This is a genomic window from Acinetobacter sp. CWB-B33, assembly GCF_039655955.1.
Taxonomy (GTDB): domain Bacteria; phylum Pseudomonadota; class Gammaproteobacteria; order Pseudomonadales; family Moraxellaceae; genus Acinetobacter; species Acinetobacter bouvetii.
Genome location: NZ_JAGFEU010000001.1, coordinates 411,646 through 430,809, shown reverse-complemented (window position 1 = coordinate 430,809; position 19,164 = coordinate 411,646). Strand labels below are relative to the sequence as shown.

Annotated in this window: 9 protein-coding genes; 4 read left to right on the top strand and 5 right to left on the bottom strand. The window is 36.0% G+C overall.

The genetic code is table 11. The features are described from left to right. The first annotated feature begins 10 nt into the window (after window positions 1-10). The 4 genes from JZ784_RS02055 (at window position 11) to JZ784_RS02040 (ending at window position 4,318) form a co-directional block, all read left to right on the top strand. Entirely contained in the window at window positions 11-1,072 is a 1,062-nt protein-coding gene (locus tag JZ784_RS02055) for a phenol 2-monooxygenase domain-containing protein (RefSeq protein WP_346313612.1), read from the top strand. Between the two features lie 133 nt (window positions 1,073-1,205). After that, on the top strand, window positions 1,206-2,126 hold the full coding sequence (gene catA, locus JZ784_RS02050; RefSeq protein WP_346313611.1) for a catechol 1,2-dioxygenase: 921 nt from the start codon (window positions 1,206-1,208) through the stop codon (window positions 2,124-2,126). Window positions 2,127-2,215: 89 nt separating this feature from the next. After that, window positions 2,216-3,097: a transporter gene (locus JZ784_RS02045; protein WP_346313610.1), complete on the top strand. Its 882-nt coding sequence runs from the start codon at window positions 2,216-2,218 to the stop codon at window positions 3,095-3,097. 489 nt (window positions 3,098-3,586) lie between these two features. After that, on the top strand, window positions 3,587-4,318 hold the full coding sequence (locus tag JZ784_RS02040; RefSeq protein ID WP_346313609.1) for a Fic family protein: 732 nt from the start codon (window positions 3,587-3,589) through the stop codon (window positions 4,316-4,318). 155 nt (window positions 4,319-4,473) lie between these two features. Here JZ784_RS02040 and JZ784_RS02035 read toward each other — a convergent pair whose 3' ends face one another. The 5 genes from JZ784_RS02035 to JZ784_RS02015 form a co-directional block, all read right to left on the bottom strand. Beyond that, window positions 4,474-6,342: a hypothetical protein gene (locus JZ784_RS02035; protein WP_346313608.1), complete on the bottom strand. Its 1,869-nt coding sequence runs from the start codon at window positions 6,340-6,342 to the stop codon at window positions 4,474-4,476. A gap of 317 nt (window positions 6,343-6,659) precedes the next feature. Then, window positions 6,660-11,417, bottom strand: coding sequence for an AAA domain-containing protein (locus tag JZ784_RS02030; RefSeq protein WP_346313607.1), 4,758 nt, complete (start codon window positions 11,415-11,417; stop codon window positions 6,660-6,662). Between the two features lie 277 nt (window positions 11,418-11,694). After that, entirely contained in the window at window positions 11,695-14,409 is a 2,715-nt protein-coding gene (locus JZ784_RS02025; protein ID WP_346313606.1) for a TnsA endonuclease N-terminal domain-containing protein, read from the bottom strand. Beyond that, window positions 14,402-16,279 carry a site-specific DNA-methyltransferase gene (locus JZ784_RS02020; protein ID WP_346313605.1) on the bottom strand — a complete coding sequence of 626 codons (1,878 nt, stop codon included), beginning with the start codon at window positions 16,277-16,279 and terminating at the stop codon, window positions 14,402-14,404. Before JZ784_RS02020 ends, JZ784_RS02025 begins: the two co-directional genes overlap by 8 nt. Beyond that, entirely contained in the window at window positions 16,280-19,159 is a 2,880-nt protein-coding gene (locus JZ784_RS02015; protein WP_346313604.1) for an ATP-dependent DNA helicase, read from the bottom strand. Window positions 19,160-19,164: the final 5 nt, after the last annotated feature.

The following is a 19,164-nucleotide window of genomic DNA, read 5'->3' as shown; positions in this document are numbered from 1 at the left end:
GAGAAATATCATGAGTTATCAAGTCACGATTGAACCTGTAGGCATGACCATTGAAGTAGAAGATGATCAAACCATTTTAGACGCCGCTTTACGTCAAGGGGTTTGGCTGCCATTCGCATGTGGTCATGGCACATGCGGTACCTGTAAAGTTCAGGTCACTGACGGTTTTTATGATGTCGGTGAAGCCTCGCCCTTTGCACTCATGGACATTGAACGCGAAGAAAATAAAGTCCTAGCTTGCTGTTGTAAACCTGAATCTGACATGGTGATTGAAGCCGATGTTGATGAGGACGAGGATTTCCTTGGCTATTTAGTCCAAGACTACCAAGCTAAAGTTTTAGAGATCAAACAACTGTCACCAACCATTAAAGGTGTACGTTTACAGATTGACCGTCCAATGGAGTTTCAAGCTGGACAATACATCAATCTCCAATTGCCTGATATTGAAGGGACGCGTGCATTTTCAATTGCCAATCCGCCAAGTGAAGAAGGGATTATTGAATTACATATTCGTCAAGTACAGGGCGGTGCAGCCACCACTTATGTACACGAAACCCTTCAAGTAGGCGATGAGCTTCAAGTTTCAGGACCTTATGGGCAATTTTTTGTGCGTAAATCGGATGAAAAAGATGCCATCTTTATTGCAGGTGGTTCTGGACTCTCCAGTCCGCAATCCATGATTTTGGATCTTTTAGAACAAGGTGATACACGTACCATCTATCTGTTCCAAGGCGCGCGAGATGTTTCTGAACTCTATAACCGTGAAATGTTTGAGACCTTAGTCAAAGACTATCCAAACTTCCGCTACATTCCTGCACTGAATGCGCCCAAAGCAGAAGATCAATGGCTTGGATTCACAGGTTTTGTTCATGCAGCCGTAGCAGATTATTTTGAAAATAAATGCAGTGGTCATAAAGCCTATTTATGTGGCCCGCCACCCATGATTGATGCTGCTATTTCAACGCTGATGCAAAGCCGCCTTTTTGAAAAAGATATTCATACCGAACGTTTCTTAAGTGCAGCGGATGGTGCTTCTAACGAATCCCGTTCAGCTTTATTTCGACATATTTAAAAATACTTTAAAACACCTATTTTTAGCCATTACTTTGAAAATAATTTCAATGGCTTCCCCTTTTCGAATGATCTGTTTCATGTCCGTTCCAGATCATTCGATTCTACTTTTCATGAATCAAAGGATAATGATTATGAACCGTCAACAAATTGATGCCCTTGTACAAAAAATGAATGTGGATACCGCAACAGGTGATGTCGATCTACGCATACAGAAAATTGTGGTTCGCTTGCTCGGAGATTTATTCCAAGCCATTGAAGATTTAGATTTATCTCAAACTGAAATTTGGAAAGGTCTAGAATACTTAACCGATGCTGGCCAAGCGAATGAACTTGGATTACTTGCTGCGGGTTTAGGCTTAGAACATTATCTAGATTTACGTGCGGATGAAGCGGATGCAAAAGCAGGCTTAACGGGTGGTACACCGCGAACTATTGAAGGTCCCCTATATGTTTCAGGTGCACCTGAATCAGTCGGTTTTGCCCGTTTGGATGATGGCTCAGAATCAGACCACATTGATACTTTAATTATTGAAGGAACGGTGACCGATGTCGATGGTTGCATAATTCCAAATGCCAAAGTTGAAATTTGGCATGCGAATGGCCTTGGAAACTATTCTTTCTTTGATAAGGCGCAATCCGAGTTCAACTTGCGCCGTACTATTTTTACCGATGCAGATGGCAAATACACTGCTTTAACCACCATGCCTGTCGGCTATGGCTGCCCACCTGAAGGTACAACTCAAGCCTTGCTCAATAAGCTGGGCCGTCATGGCAATCGCCCATCGCATGTACACTATTTCATCTCTGCACCAGATTTCCGCAAGCTCACCACGCAGTTCAATATTGAAGGTGATAAGTATCTTTGGGATGACTTTGCTTTTGCCACACGCGATGGACTGATCGCAAAAGCCATTGAAATTACAGATGAAGCTGAACTCTCACGCCGCGGTTTAGATAAGCCGTTCAAGTACATTACATTCAATTTCGAATTGGTCAAAGAAGTAGATCAAGCACCGTCGACAGAGGTTGATCGTCGCCGTGTAAGTGCTTAATACAGGATACGCACCAATGAGTATTCTTATTGGTGCGCTATCAATGACATCAATCTTTGTAATAACAACATCATTGAAAAGGATTTTCTATGAAAAAACTGACTTTAAAGCTATCTCTGAGCCTAATCATGGGCTTGAGCAGTACACTCACATTTGCAACAGAAAATGGTGCTGATTCATTTGCCTTAGGGGCTGAAGGTATGATGGCGGGTGCATTGCCGCCGCCCGGAGTGTATTTACTTAACTATTATCAAAATTATCATGCAGGCAGTTTTGACCAAGGGCCAGACAGCTTTCATCTTGATGTAAATGCCTTCATCCCACGCTTAGTCTGGATGACCGAACAAAACTATCTAGGTGGGCAGCTCGGTTTTTATGCAGCCCAGCCTTTGGTCGATTTGCGCTTAAACATTAATGGCATGTCTGATCATAATGCAGCTTTAGGCGATTTAATTCTTGGTTCTATGCTTGGCTGGCATCAAGGCAATCATCATTGGATTGGCGCAATCGAAACAGTTTTAGCCACTGGGCAATATGACACTCCTACTGCCACTCAGCCTGTAATGGCCAATATTGGTAAGAATTACAATACCATTCGCCCCATTATTGCTTATACCTACGCGCCGGCAAATGGTTTAGATATTTCGACTAAAATTTCATATAGCTTTAATGATGAAAATGATGACACGCATTATAAATCTGGGGAATATTTTGCCGGTGACTACAGCTTGGGCTACAAACTGAATGATCATGTCAAATTGGCAATAGAAGGTTATGCCTTTAAACAAGTTAAATCAGATCATATCAACGGTGATGATATTGGTCAAAAAGGACAAATCATTGCAGTTGGTCCTGCTATTCAATATCAGGATCAAAATTGGTCTATTGAAGCGAAGTACTTAAAAGAGACCAATGTTGAAAATCGCCCTGAAGGACATACTAGCCTTTTAAAGTTTATCTGGGCTTTTTAATACAACAAACTAAATTATTATGGTTTTGTACTAACCCGACTTGAGTTCTTTGACCAGGTTTTAAGATATTCAAATATAAAACTTATATAAATCAAAAAGTCATGAAGTAAAATCGCAAAGTTTAGGTTTTAATAAAGCAAAATATATCCTGATATTTAAGTAAAATATCTCACAATAAAAAGCCACTTAATTAAGTGGCTTTTTATACGAATTTTGGTGGAGATGGCGTCAATTGAACTCAACTCCTAAGCTATTGATTTAGTGAACCATAAAGTCAATAGCATTTTACCTGTACCCATTTTTTACCCAAATTAGATTTAGTGCATTGAATCACAAAAATAATCTTGTTCAAATCCAACTAAAGGATTTGAAATGGTGTACTCATTCTACCATCTTTATAGCTCAACTAAAATATTATGATATAACATTACATTTTTGATATTTATTTTTTGATGTATCATTCAGAAAGACACATTCAGGGTTAAAGTTATGTTTGAAATTATTGATGATTTAAAGAAAAAATTAGATCAATATCGCCCTTTATCTCCTGCAATTGTAAAAAATTTACAAGAAGATCTTATTGTCCGCTGGACCTATCATTCAAATGCCATAGAAGGTAATACTCTTACACTATTGGAAACCAAAGTAGTTCTTGAAGGTATTACTGTAGGTGGAAAAGCGTTAAGAGAACATTTCGAAGCGATCAACCATAGAAATGCGATTTACTACGTTGAAGACATTATTCGTAAGGAAGAACCATTTTCAGAATGGCAAATTCGCAATATTCATCAACTTATTTTAAAAAATATTGATGATGAGAATGCTGGGCGTTATCGTCAGCAAAATGTATTGATTTCTGGTGCTACTACTACCCCTCCTGACTATACTTTATTAAATGACAAGATGGCTCAGCTAATCGATTGGTATAACCTTGAAGCATATAAACTTCACCCGATTGAACGGGCAGCCAAAGTACATGCGGATTTTGTGGGTATCCATCCATTCATTGATGGCAATGGTCGCACATCACGTCTCTTGATGAATTTAGAACTGCTTAAAGCAGGCTATCCACCCTGTGTGATTACAGTTGCAAATCGATTGGCTTATTATGAGGCCTTGGATCAATGGATGGCTTATGGAAAAACTGAGGCTTTTATCCAATTAGTTTCTGATGCTGTATTAGAAGGATTTAAACCGTATCAAGTTGTTTTAGGTCTTTAAAGAGGATCAACTTGTACAAAAATATCAAAATCTTGGATGTCGGCAAGCCTGAATAGCCGCTGAGTTCAATAGCCTCTTCACTTACTGAAGAACTTAGCAATTAACGACTTAATAGCAATATGGGCAAGTTACTTACTTGCCCATATGAAATATTTTTAGTCTTTTAATTCATAGCAAAGTCTAAAGCCAATTTTTCTACCTTTATATTTACCAGTAGAATTCAATGCTGGAATTGGTCTGACAATATAATTATAAAATTCAGTGAGTGTCTTACAACAAAGATAAGTTTTATCATTTAACCATTCGCCAAAGTTTTTGGAATCAATAAATCTAAGCCCGTTCTTTTCTAAAAATTTTACATCATCAAATTTTAATAGAATTTTTTGGAACAATTCTTCTTCCATATAAGGCGGATGACCAACGATTTTATCTCCGTTCTCATCATAAAAACTCAGACAGTTGTATTCAAATTCTTCATTACGTTGACCAATAAAAGAGATTTCCCCTTTAAAGATCTTCTGTAAAGGGGGCGAATAGAAACTTAACCCCGAATGATCATCGATCGTTTCAGAGAAAGGAGAAATCTCTAAAAATTCATCATAAGTTAATAGACGAGTTTCAACTTTATTTTTCCGATTAAACCAGCTTATAAATCCCATTACATCATACCAAGTCAGAGACACAGGTAAAGCAGTGTCTTCATCAGCATTTACTGCTTCTAGATTGTCTAGTAAGCATTTCTGTTCAAATAATTTTGCTCTACCTTCTAAATACGAGGAGTTAGAGATCGAAAACTCTTTAAAGTCTTCAATTGTGATTAAATCTGAAACCATTAAGTATTTGCCATTTTCTAACCTAACCTTTTGATAGTTAGGTAGTTCTATAGAAGATCTAAAATCCACAAGAGTTTTGGCATAATCACTATGCAACAAGCGTTTTAATAACTCTTCTGTATCAGGATAATTACATGTATTACCACCAGAAAAATAGTATTCAGTTTCGGCTTGATGTAATTGTTGCTGTCTATTTCCCTTAAATTCGAAGTAGAACCAACGCTTAAAATGATACTCATCATCAAATTTAGGTACGTCAGCTCTTTTCAAGTACGGTTCGTAAATTTGATGTTTAAATTCTTCATCACGTTGATTTTTGAAAAGGAAATCATATTCTCCATTTTCCCCTTTTAAAAAAATAAGATTTTCATTAAAAGGGAGTACTTCAATCCAACCTTGATTGACTTCCTCAATGCGCTGAATAAACAAGCTCATCTTTTTATTACAATGTGTTAGAGATTCTGACAAGGCTGACTGATTATTATTATAAATTTGAAAAACTGGTTCTTTTTCCCTAGGGTATATCAATTGATCTCCAAGCAGGTTAAAACCAGTCTGAATATAAAATAAATCTCCACCAATCACTATATCAATCAGTGGTCTAGTATTTGGCTGTTTACGCTTCAGCAGTACTTGTAGCGTAGGGTTTTGAAGGGCCACGTCTACATTTGATGAATCATTATCATCATAAGGGCTCTGATATAATCCATAAGCAGAGCGATCAATTTCAAAGTTGTAGATGCCTATACCATCATCAAAGTATTGATCGTAAGGAAAGTTGTATCCTGTAAATATTTTGTCTGGAATAGTGTTATCGCCATAAAACAGTCGATCAGATACATCTCGACGTTTGTGTTTTAAAAGACTTGCTCCATCACATGGATACCTTGGCTCAATCAGATTAGCATATTGGTTTAAGTTATTATCTTCCATAAATGGTTTTAGTATTTGTTCATAGGCATCCAAATATCCAGAAAAACCACCTTTAAAACCCAATGAATGAACAAGAGCATTTAAGAGCGTGCAATGACCTATTTTTTCACGATCACGAGATACACTTTCAACTGATTGTTTAATTAATTCAGGCTCTAAACCCAATACTGGCAGAATATGAAATTTTTTAAGGGGTAAATAACCCACGACAGGTGGTTGGGTAAAAAAGTGTCTTTTTTTAGAAAATGCTTTTAACATAATAAAATCCGTTATATTTCAATAGGAAATAAAAAGCCTTCAACTAAATCTTTTGATTTAGAGACATACTTAAGAAATAACGGATTTGGTCTTATTTAAGAATATAAGATGAGGTTTTTTGTTTAAGAGAGTATGAACTCTTAACCGCAGGCAAAAACTCAACCTAGGCATGGATGCTTAACATGAGAATAAGAAAAATAACGTTTTGTGTCAATAATAAGCTTTATTTTTCCTAACAGAAAATTTAATAGACTGTATTTAATCTCCAAATATATACAGTCTATTTATGAATTTAGAACTAATATTTTAGCTGTGCTTCATAATAAAGCACAGCTAGGTTGTGTCAGTTCAGTTTTAATCACATCCTCTTCTCGAATATTACTAATATTCGTAGAAAAATCATCTACCCATACTTTTTGTTCTACATCTTGAATTAAGCTACTCATTCCTTCTGTAGGTTTTATGCCCATTGCATCAAGTTTTTCCTTTAATGACATAACCATTTTTTCACGTTCAATTGACCAACTCGATGCAAAGCATCTCCAGAATGTCCATCCTGCGCGTTCTAAAGCACGTTGACGAGTCATGTCATCATGCCATTGTTCTGGTCCATGATAACTATCACCATCGCACTCAACTGCTAAACGCTGATCTCCATCCGATTCAACCACTAAATCAATTCGATAGCTTCCAACCTTGACCTGTGGAGTAACTGTGTATCCCATTTCATGTAATACCGTGAATACAGATTTTTCAAACTCTGATTCACATAACTCTAATTTTGCGTCAAATGAAGCTTTTTGATCTTCTTGCAAATCATAAAAATGATTGAGTAAATTCAGCCTTAGATCTTTTGGAGATATATGATCGCGATTCACGGAGTGGACAAGATACATCCGTTCACGAGCACGGCTTGCAGCCACGTTAAATCTCTGTTCATGATCAGATCGACTCAAAGCATGACAATTCTCAGGATCTGCTACCATAGATAAGAAAATAATATCTCTTTCTGCACCCTGAAATGCTGAAGCATCCCCACAAGCAAATTGTACTTGAGTAAGCGTTCCTGCGCCAAACTCATTCAAAGCTTCTGATTGAATAAACTCAGCCTGTGCTGGACCTAACAAAGATATCACGCCAATTGATCTATTCACATATCGTTCATCTTTAAGAAGTAATTTCATTTCCTCAATAATTGCTTTCGCTTCTATTCGGTTAATATGTTTGCTGTTTTTAGATTCTCTATACCCCTGCGGTGTATAAATTGCGACTAAAGCTGGGCTTAACCGCTCAGACTTCTTCGATAGTCGCATTGGTTTAATACGGTTACCATAAAAGTTTTTATTACTATAACTAATGATTGCAGGATGACAGCGGAAATGCTCTAGAAGCATCACGCTTGACTCATAGATAGAAGAAGCCATGTCGTATAAAGACATATCTGGTGTTAAATATGCAGCATGTGGCTGACCATGTAGATAACGATTCCTTAATACATCAATTTGAGCACTTGCTAGGCCGACATTACTCGGAGAAACCTGCTTATTATCCCCCACAACTAATAACTTTTTAGCACGCATTAAAACGGGCAATACGTCAATTGATGATTGTGATGCCTCATCCACAATCACTAAGTCAAAGAGACCTAATTCTGCAGGCATAGATTCAGATACCTGAAGATGTGACATGACCCAGCAAGGAATAGCTGCAGTTGCCTCTTTAAGGGCTACTTGAGCATCTTTTCTATAACGTGGAGCATTCTTACCTGTCCCTTTTCCATAGTGTTGTACAGCAATTTTATAACGCTGTAATGCAACTAAAATTTTATCTGAGGCATTTTCCTTTAATGCCAGCCATGTCTTATTTGCTGCCAATTGAGCGTAATTTTGAGATAGATTCTTCTCGTGAATACGACGTCGCTCATACAAATTTTCAATTTGACCTGTATTACTGATGGCCATTACAAAAATCTCAAGACGTTTCCATTCCCAAGCCTCTAGCAATGTATTACGTAATACTGGATCCTCAATTTCTTCAGCGTACGGAATTTCAAGAATGTCTTTACTAACAATCAAAGCATTTGTTTTACTCAATCTAATACTGGCGGATTTAACTCTTTCAAAATCTTCAGTTAGATCTTTTAAATGTGATAATTTTTTTAATAGATCAGCATACTCTCCAAGTTCACTTTCATGTAATGAATTGGAATCAATCTGAGATACAATTTTTTGTAACTGATTTGATATCTTATTACCAAACTCTGATAAATAAAGGATTTGATCAGCCAGTTGTTGTTGATAGACTTCTAAATTAAATATTTTTAACTTTTGCCCTAACAATTGAATCAAGTCATCAATATTTTTAGGTAATCCGTAGAAATCAAAAAATTTAGCTCTCTTAAAAACTTTTAGATAATTCGCATTAAATAGATCCAAATATTTATTTTTTAAATCTAGGCATTTTTGGGTTCTACTGATGAGCTGCGTGAACTCTTTTAATATTTCATCGATATTACGATTATCTAACTCAATTAAAGGAATGTCTAATTGTGCGGCAATACTATTCCATTTGGTCATAAAGATGTTAAGAGTCTGCTTTCTATCAAGATATTCTTTAAGCCTTTTCCATTCATCTGATGTATCAGGATATTTTCCAGAAACTTTAATTGACTTAAAAAGGTCTTGTAATTCAGCAGTACCAAAATGATACCAATTAAATGGCTTACCTGTATCAACAGCACGTTGAACAGCTTGATATTCTTTTGAGTTTGGTTGTATCTCAAAATTCAGCTCTATGGGATCAATTAGTAGCGTTTTCCTGTATTCCAATAAAGGCTGAACTTCTTGAATAAGGTTACTATAGATATCAAGTTCCATAGCCTTATCTTCTGAATTTATTTTTTTGAAATAGCTCAATAACCATGGTTCTGCATGATCAAGAACAAAGTTTAGATCTTCTAGATAAATCTTTAACCAATCTCTTAGCTCATTAATTTCTGATTCAGAAATAGTTTCCTTGAAATTATGTAGGTCATTTTGCTTTAAGAATTCCTCAATCTCATCTTTTTCTTTTAAGAACTCACTTAATTTCTTCAGACTCGCCGAATCTAACAGCTTTTCAGGAGCTGGCAGAGGACCATAATTTATGTATGGTAAATCTGTACCGATTTTCTTTCTTGAGTCTCTCAATTGAATCAACTCAATCTGGGAAAAAGGAAACTGGTCTTTTTCCTCCAAAGTTAATTGGTCGGTAAACCATTCGTAAGATACCCTACTTTCTAATACCGTTTTCACGATATCCATAGGTAATTTTTTATTACCATCTACCTCAATATTCTGATAATGCTTTTCTGCAAAGTTATATATTTCTCGATCAATCAAAGCCATTTCATGATGGTTATGATCTATTTGTTGTTTTAGAACTTCGATCATTTTTCGAACTTCTGCAACATTCATCTGGGTAATTTTTTGCACAATCAAATCGATTGAAGATTCAAGCTGATTTTTACTTTCTTTGCTTGAACCAATGCGACTGACTACTAAAGGCTTTAATTCATCAGGAATCTTTTCATGTACTGTTTTAAGGACATGTGACTGCTGTGCAGTTACCAGTACTTTTTTACCATTCGCCAAATAGTGGCAGATAATATTGGCAATACTATGTGTTTTACCTGTACCTGGTGGACCCTGCACCACTACACCACTGCTGGTTAGCAGATTCTGGACAATAGTAATTTGTTCTTTGTTATAAGGCAGCGGGAAATAAAGCTCTTCAACTTTTGATCCGAATCCTTCAGTACCAGAACGCCCCCTAAAACTATAAGTCTCTTTTTGATTAATATCGCTTTTTAATTCTGTCACTAACGATAAAGGTTGTTCAGGTATAGCCACTGAAGGGTCATTAAGTTTAGTTTTTAATAACTCAATGTCATCACTTAAAATAGAATTCCTTTTAGGACGACTAAACAATACTGATGTTAATGTCACCGCTAGACTTTTAGATGGTATAGCCCTATTTCCTGCCTCAACAATTGCTCCTTTTGAAAAAATATTCGCGACGAAGGCATCAACTAGATCAGAGTAAGTTTCGCCTTCAAATAGGCGTAATGAGCGACCATTATTTAAGTTTTCTTTTAAAGCTAATTTTACTTGTCCTGAAGTAGGCAGATCATCCTCTAATAAGATGGCATCCATTTCTATATTGGCACGTGTATCTTTGGCACCTACACGTATTAATCCATTTTTTTCTATCTCCATTTCTAACGGGATAGTCATAAGAGGATATGAATAAGATTTTTGAGTCGTTGGAAGTACCCAGTCAACTAAGCCAAAGCCTGCAACAATTTCTTCACCATCACCTGTTCCACCTAAATTAATCGCTGTATTCCATGAGAATAATTTGTCGTAAACAACAATAGATTTTTTAATCTCATCGTTATTTTGTTTCCAATCTTCCCAAATATTTTGATAGCTTTCGAATTCTTTGAACAGCTCCTTAAGTATGTCAATTTTAGTAATCAAATCACATGCCACGCTACTGTAGGGCAAGCGGAATTGATGAACTTTTTTGAAAGATACAATCTTATTTAAACTAGAAAAATTAACAGTGGGTTCTTTTTCGGCATCTACATGAATGTAGGAAGAGAGTATTTCAGATGGTTTCGGCATCGATTGAAGCTGTAATCGTTCAATTTGGAACCACCAATCGTCATCATTCAGAATTTTTAAGCCACGAAGTTTTTCTAGATCATGAGAATAAAATCTATTACCACTCATTTCATATTGAATTTTTTGAGTATCCTCAGCTTGATGAGATACATAATCCAACAATTGAATCAGTTTATTTTTAACAATATCATTTAATTCAAGTTCAGAGTTCATCATTGGTCTTTCTAATTTTTTAACTGACGGAATTATAGCTAAAGACCAGCAAAAGGCTTCATCTTGTGAAAATATATCTTGATTTTGATATAAAAAAGCATTCACTTCTTTCTTTTCAATACCAAGAGTTTTGGCAATTTCTCTAGCAGTAAGTTTGGGCTGTTTAACCAAAATAGCTGTTATTAAATCCTTCATGTGATAAATTTTTCCAAATTGTTTAAAAAAAGATAAATTTTATCTTTGTTACCATCTTAAAGTTATATTTTCAAAAATGCTTAGAAAGTGTTACTTTCTAGCTAGGTATATAAGCTCAATTGATGAATTCATTTTTGTACAGCTATTTTACTGAGGTGGTGGCAGTTTAATTCAGCCATTACCCCCTATATTTTTCAGTATTATTTTAAGTTCTATTTACCCCAATTTACCCATCGCAAATAAAAGAGACCGTGGTATTTGCCACGGTCTCTTTTATTCAACTCAAAAGATTTCCTGCTTTTTCAACCACATTTCCCCCAGCGATCAACTGATGATAAATATGTGCATTAGCATCAGTACCCTTAATCATTTTGTATTCAATCTGACTGTGGCTTGCATACTCTTTAGCAGCCTTGGCTTTAGCTAAAACAATAGGATCATCATACTGATGATCACCCTTCACTTCGACAATTATGTACTGACCATTTTTCAATTGAACTAAGAAATCAGGGTAATAATTTCTCAATGCATATGAGTCAGGATCAATGTACTGGAAGTAAAATTCAGTTTTAGATTTATCCGTAAACATGCCCGTAAAGTAGATTTTTTCAACGTCATCATCTTTCAACAAATCCCAAAACAAAGCATATTCTGGGTTTGAGTCAAATGTATAAGTATCTAAATTAAAGCTCTTATCTCTATAATTTTCTTGTGTATCCGCATAAGTTGAGGTTCCACCTTTACCTTCTGCAATTTCATAGAAAGATAATTCACCTATCGCTGGTGGAATGATCAGCTGTACTTCTTTCTCTATCGTTTCTGATTCAATTTCTTGTTCGTACAATGCTGTAAATAATCGAGGGATCACAACATCGTATAAAAGCTCATTGAACTGATTTACACAGAATAAAATACTTTCTAAGCCTTCTTTAGTTTGATCAAGCATTTGCTCAATTTTGATCGGACTCAAATTTAAATATCGAGATATCTCAGCAACTAAACTTAACCCTGAATATTTAACCTTTTCTTTCTCACTCGTACGATCTTTCGACTTTGTATATTGAGCTGTATTAAAGTCATTGGCCTGTAGATTAGTCGTCGTCGTTTGAATGATTAAATATTTACTCGTAAGTTCATGCCAAGCTTCTTCATTTTTCGGATCTAGATCAAGCACTGTTCCTTTCACAAACTCTTTTTCTTTGAGCTTGATTGTTTGCTTAACATGTTTAAGTTTGATCTTTACATCTTCCCTCACTTGAACATTCAGCATTGTCTTCGGTTTAGGGCCTTGATCCGAAAACTCAGAGGCAGTCATTCTGAAATTCGCTTGAAGCTCTGTATCAAGAATATCGTAGTTTTCTTTGCTTAGATAAATTGAACCTGTATATTGCTGTTTACCAATTGAACGCAAACAACGCATAGTTGCCTGAAGTACAAAAACTTTTGATTTAGGTGAGCGATACATTGCAACACCGAATAATGAACGACAGTTCCAACCCTCACGGCCTTTATTTACTAAAAGGATAAATTGCTTTTCAGCCCCCTCTGTCCCTGCTACATCCAAATTATTGAAGTTTCGTATATCATCAGACTTTGTAATTTTATCATCGCCAACGTTCACCAAAATTTTATCAGCAGAAATGCCATGTACAGCTAACTGACGTTCTAACTCAGGTTTTAGTTCCTCAGTAAGCTCTTCTACAGTCGAAGCAAAAAAAGCTAATTTGGGTAATAAGCCTTCAGGTTTAAGGCCCTGTGTAGCATCCAAGAAATCTTTTACCGCAATCTTCACAAACTCTTCTGTACGTGTAGTCGTATATGAGTTTACTTCTGGGCTTTTCAAATAGTGCTCTTGAATCGCATTCTTTAAATTGAATGCATATACAACTTCAGGTAATACATCCTTACCTACATAAGGTGTACCTGTATAGTTAAAACAAGCAACTACATGTGTGCCAGCTTCTTCTAAATTTTTAGACAATTCATCAATTGTTCTACGTAGACTTTTATCAGTTTTAGAGTTGTTATTTCCTAACTGATTTTTCTTTAGCGCATCACCGAAAGAATGATGCGCCTCGTCTACAAAAATACCAAGTTGAGGCAAACGTGATAACTTCTCAAAACGTTGGTTTGTCTTTAGGTCATCATCATTGGCAGGTAAACCTAAATCACCAAGCAGATCTGTCAATTCACCAAAATCAGGCTGATCATTTTCAAATAGCATTTGAGCAGCGGACTTTTCAGCATGCTGACGTTTCAGGATAATCTTTTGTGTATTCGAAACGACCAAGTTAAATTTTGATCCGTCCATTGTGCTTAAAGATGTTCCTGCTTCATCTAGAAAGTGAAACTTCAAGTTCGCATCAAAAATACCCACGTACTCTGTTGGAACCACCTTGGAAATATCAAATGATTCAATCTCACGCAAAGACTGCAAAACTGTTTTATCAGGTGCAAAAATCAGTGCGTTTTGGCAGAAGCGTTTATCTTTGGGAAACTTATTTGCCAATAAAAACTCATAAAAAATACATGTTGCCATGAGTAAGGTTTTACCCGTACCCATGGTTAAAGCAAAAATATAGTTCGGATAACTTCGGCTGTTATCCTTCATTTTTTTCAAAACGACTTGATAGTTTTTTACTTCAAGGACATCATCAAATGACAAACTGCCTTGTAATGAATCATCATTAATAAAGCCTGTAGCCTTTCGACCTTCAAATTGATTTTTTGACTCAAACCAATCTTCAAAAATCTGCTCTACTTTTGAATTTCCTAAAAACTCTTTCAAAAAGATATAGGTTTCTAGGGCTTCAAACTGTGGCCGACGTAAGAATGCGTCAGGACGATTTTTAGGATCGTTATAATCTAAAAACTTTTTACTTAGTTCTTTATAGCTTTTACGAATAGTACCTTTATTGGTTTCGTAAAATGCCCATAAGTAATTAAAGAAGGCAAAATCTAAGGCTGATGAAGAGTTAGGTTTTTTAGCCATTTGTAAACTCCTCTTCTGTCAAATCACGTTCTAATGACTCTGATAATAAATCAGTGATCTTGATACGGATTGTGCCTGCATCTTCAGGAATCGTATATTTGCCTTGAACAAGTTCATTTTTCGCAGGTATATCAGTTAGTGTTGGTTGGAATACCGCACCATCGTAGTTCCAGTCGATCTGGATACTTTCAACCATTTCACGCCAATCAGATACTGTGTCTTTGGTTTGTGAAAGTTTTTGTAGTAAGTTCATTGGATAGAATTTATCTACTACTAGCTGGCTATTTTCGACTTTAAATAAAGCTTCTGAGTCACGTTTAAACTGAAGGTCTGAACGATCACGTAAAATATCAACGACTTCGATATCAAGCTTATAATTAATAGACTGTTCCACAAAAGCAGCTAAATCAGGTTCATGCCCCATACAGTAAATAGTAATTTTTTCAACAGGCTGATTTGGCTTTTCTTCTTTACGCTTTTCAAATGCCTTATAGTCAACACCGTGAATTAGCTCATTCACATCTTGCTTTGTGGCAATATGGTTCACTGGCATGAGTTTAACCATACGGCCATCTTTTTCACCATCGTAAACACTGTTAGGGATTGGCTGAATATCTAAAGCTTGTATCAGTAATTCTTTTGCTTGAACAGGGTTTCGGAATACATCGTAATGATTGACGTTATATACTTCAAACCCTGTATAAAGCTCTTTTTCTTCGCCTAATTCTGGTTGAGTATTTTTTAACTCTTTAGCCACTTTAATCAAACGTTTAGTCGTCGTTTGAATCGCACCTAAGTTGATGTCAGCACCTATAAACTTACGACCAAGCTTCATCGCAACAGCTTGGGCTGTTCCTGACCCCATAAAACAATCAAATACTATCGAGTCCTTATTACTAGCTGCTGTAACAATTTGCTCTAATAACTTCTCAGGTTTTTGCGTTGGATAATCAGCACGTTCCTTTGCTTGAGAGTTAAGGTAATCAATATTCCAAACATCATGAGCTATAGTATCAGTTACACCCACCTCAACAACTCGACCAAATTCAGAAAGATTAATTCTTCCTTCAGAAATTGCTTTTTCAACTTTATCTTTGTTATAAATCAAAAGTTGCGGCTGCCTAACTCCATCTATTACAGCGGTATTCCTATCCCAACCTTTTTCATGTTTCTCTTTTTGACCGTCAGTGGCATCGATATATATTGGATTGAATATATAATCTTCAGATTTCGAATAAAATAAAATTGTGTCATGCATTCTTTGAAATGTATTACTTGCAGCTGTCCATCTACGGTAGTACCAAATTATTTCATTTTTAAAACCTGCTGATTTACCATCTCCACCTCCATTACCAAAAACCTCATCCAATAAAGCACGAAGATGGTGAGACTTATGCCAATCACAATGTAAAAAGATAGATCCTTTTTGAGATAAGAGTTCACGTATCAATATCAAACGCTCATACATGAATTGTAGGTATTCGTCATTTGACCAAATATCCTGATACTGCTTTTCTTCAAATGCAGTACTGTCATTAACAACTTTTTTAGTTTTGAGACTTACTTTTTTTTTGTAATCTGCTTTAGAATCAAATGGTGGGTCAATATAAACTAAATCAACTTTGCCACGAAACTGTCTCAACAAATGTGACATCACCTGAAGGTTATCACCCCAAAAAATCTTATTTAACCAACCATTAACCACTTCACCATGTTGTTCTTTTAATTGTGCTGGGTAATAATGAGTTGAAGTAAAAGGACGCTTACCTTTCCAATTCAACATTGGATAGCCTTTAATCGGATCGAACTTAAATACACCCTCTTGAGAGTTTTCTTCAGTCAAATCTAAAGTATTATTTTCAGTCGTCATTTAAAGACTTTCCTTCACAAAATTCCAATTTTTACGATCACAGTAATAACGCATGTCACAGTTGGGGCACAGCTTATCAGGTCTGCAACTCATCCCATAATCTTTCGCTTCAATACGAGACACAACTTGATCAAACTGTTTAACAGTCTGTTCGATCTGATCATGTCTCTTGTCAAAACTGACATAAGGAGAGCCTTCTGTTTCACCCGTATAGTAAAGATGCATTCGGCTTACAGTCTGCCCTGTTTTCTCTTCTAATAAATGCGCATATAACTGAAGCTGACGTTGGTACGTTTCAAATCTTGTTTTTTCCTTTTCTAAATCAGGTTTACGCTCTGATTTGAAATCAATAATTTCTACCGTACCATTTTCACCACGGATTAAATCAATACTCCCTTTTAAAATGTACTGATCTTTCACCAATGAAATTTCGACCTCAGCTTCTTGCAAACGATCAAGTTGTCTCTTTTCACGATCGTAGTAATTTACAACATGCCTTTCAATCGCTTTTAAGGTATTTGGCGCCAAGAACTGTCGTTCTTTTTTAGACAAATAAATATAATTGCTATTCAGCCAATTCTGTATTTGCTCATGACTTACCAAATGGCCTTCATTGCGCAATACAGCTTTATGAATGTCTTCAATGGTTTGATGAACTAAAGTACCAAAAATCTGCGCACCTGCTCGAACTGGATGAAACTCTAGCTCTTTAAAGAATCGATATTGCTCAGGACATGCCTCAAATAAAAGAATATGTGAGGTAAAAGCATACTCCCGTTTCAAATTCATCTCTTTCACTTGAGCAAATTCTATCTTCGATAAATCCAATTCGGGATGCTTCCAATCGACCAAGCCATCAACAACCGATTTAAAATACTTCGATGGTGAGCTTCCATGCCCTTTCTTAACTTCTGTTGAAAGTACCAATAAGTTCTGAGCACGTGAAAACGCCGTGTAATACAAACGCCAAAAGTCAAAGTTTTTAATTAATTCAAAAGGTTCATAAGGTGGCTTGCTGAAGTAGTTATTTTCAAGAATTTCATCTAAGTCATTGTGACTTTTTCTCGGAACGCCTTCTAAGCTACAAGTGACAACAACTGGATATTCCAACCCTTTAGATTGGTGAATCGTCAGGAATGATACACATCCACTAGGTGCATATTCAGAGTCATCCTCATATTCACCAATACCACCATCTTTCAAAAATCTAAAATATTGGTTAAATAGATCGGTTAGATTCTTGTCCACAAATTCACGAGAAATAACCGTAACGTAATGAAGGTATTCAAACTTTGCCAAAAGAGACGAGAATTTAGACAAGTTCCGAGCAGCTCGACCTTTATCCAATCCACTTAATGCTTCATCTGAAAAATATTTGCTAAATAAAGGAAATTGTAGCACCTGATAAAATAATACTGTGAAAGCATAGTCAGTATTTTCTACAAGTTGATAATGTGTTCGAGCACGTTCCTGTGCCCACTTTAATAAATCCCGATTTTCAGGTTTCTGTAATTCCTCTTTAATTAAAGGAATACATTGCTGATCATAATAGTCCCAAATGGCAAGCTTAAGATTTTCATTCCATTTACGGATATTGAAATACTGCGGGAATAAAAAAATAAATAGACCAATAAGTAACTTAATTTCTTCACGATCAAAAAATTGATTTGAACGTGGAGAATAAACAGGTATGCCTTTTTCTTCTAAATAGTTAGCGAGGCCAACCGCTCGATCGCTTTGTACCGATCTAAATAAAAATGCGACTTGATTCCAATCTGTCAATCCATCTTTCTTTAATGACAGAAGAAACTGATAATTTTCTTCATACCACTCTTCTCGGCCTTCCGCTTCAACTTTAATCACCGACGGAACATCAGGAAACTCATCTTCTCTAGCACGTATGTTTTTGTCATAACGGAAACGATTAGTGCCTGATCCCCATTCTAACCTTTGCATCCATTGGCCGAAGAAGTTCACAATATCGGGATGAGAACGGTAGTTCGTTTTGAGTTGAATTTGCTTACATTTATGTTCATCAAAGTTCTTAGGAAACTCTAAAATATTCCGAATCGTTGCTCCACGGAAACGATATAAACCTTGGTCATCATCCCCAACAACACATAGGTTTTGAGCCTCGCCCATCAATAACTTTAAAATACGTTCTTGGATGGTATTGGTATCCTGATATTCATCCACCATCAAATACTTAAGCTTTTGCTGTAACTCCAATACGACAGTCGGCTGACTTTCTAATAACGTTAAGGTCTCGTATTGAATCGTTGAAAAATCAAGTGCATTATTTTCTTCTAATAATTGATGATATTTTTCTAGACATTCACCTAATATCGCTACTTCAATATCAGGCGCTTCTTTTAGCTCATCAGAAGTTAATGCTTCTTCTGTCACTTTATTGAGTAAAATCAAAAGTTCACTTGCTTGATTCCAACGTGACTGTTCCTCTTTGATTAGCAAATGAAAGTTTTCAATCTCTGCAAATTCTTTCATTTTTTTAAATAAAAGGAACTGTTGATCAAACTGATCATACAAAGTAAAACTACGTTTTAAGCGTGTATATTGCTGATTCTCTTCTAATATTCTCAGACAGATAGAGTGAAATGTCCCCAGATACATTTCATTCAAATTCAGGTCGATTTTTAATTCCAACAAACGATTTGAAATACGTGTCGTTAACTCTCTTGCTGCCTTTTCGGTAAACGTAACGACCAAAATCGACTCAGGCTGAACGCCTTTAACTTGAATCAATTTTACAATACGCTCGACGAGGGTAAATGTCTTCCCCGAACCAGGGCCAGCAATAATGAGTACTGGCCCATCTAAGGTATTTAGAGCTTCTTGTTGAGCTTTATTGATATTCGACATTTTTC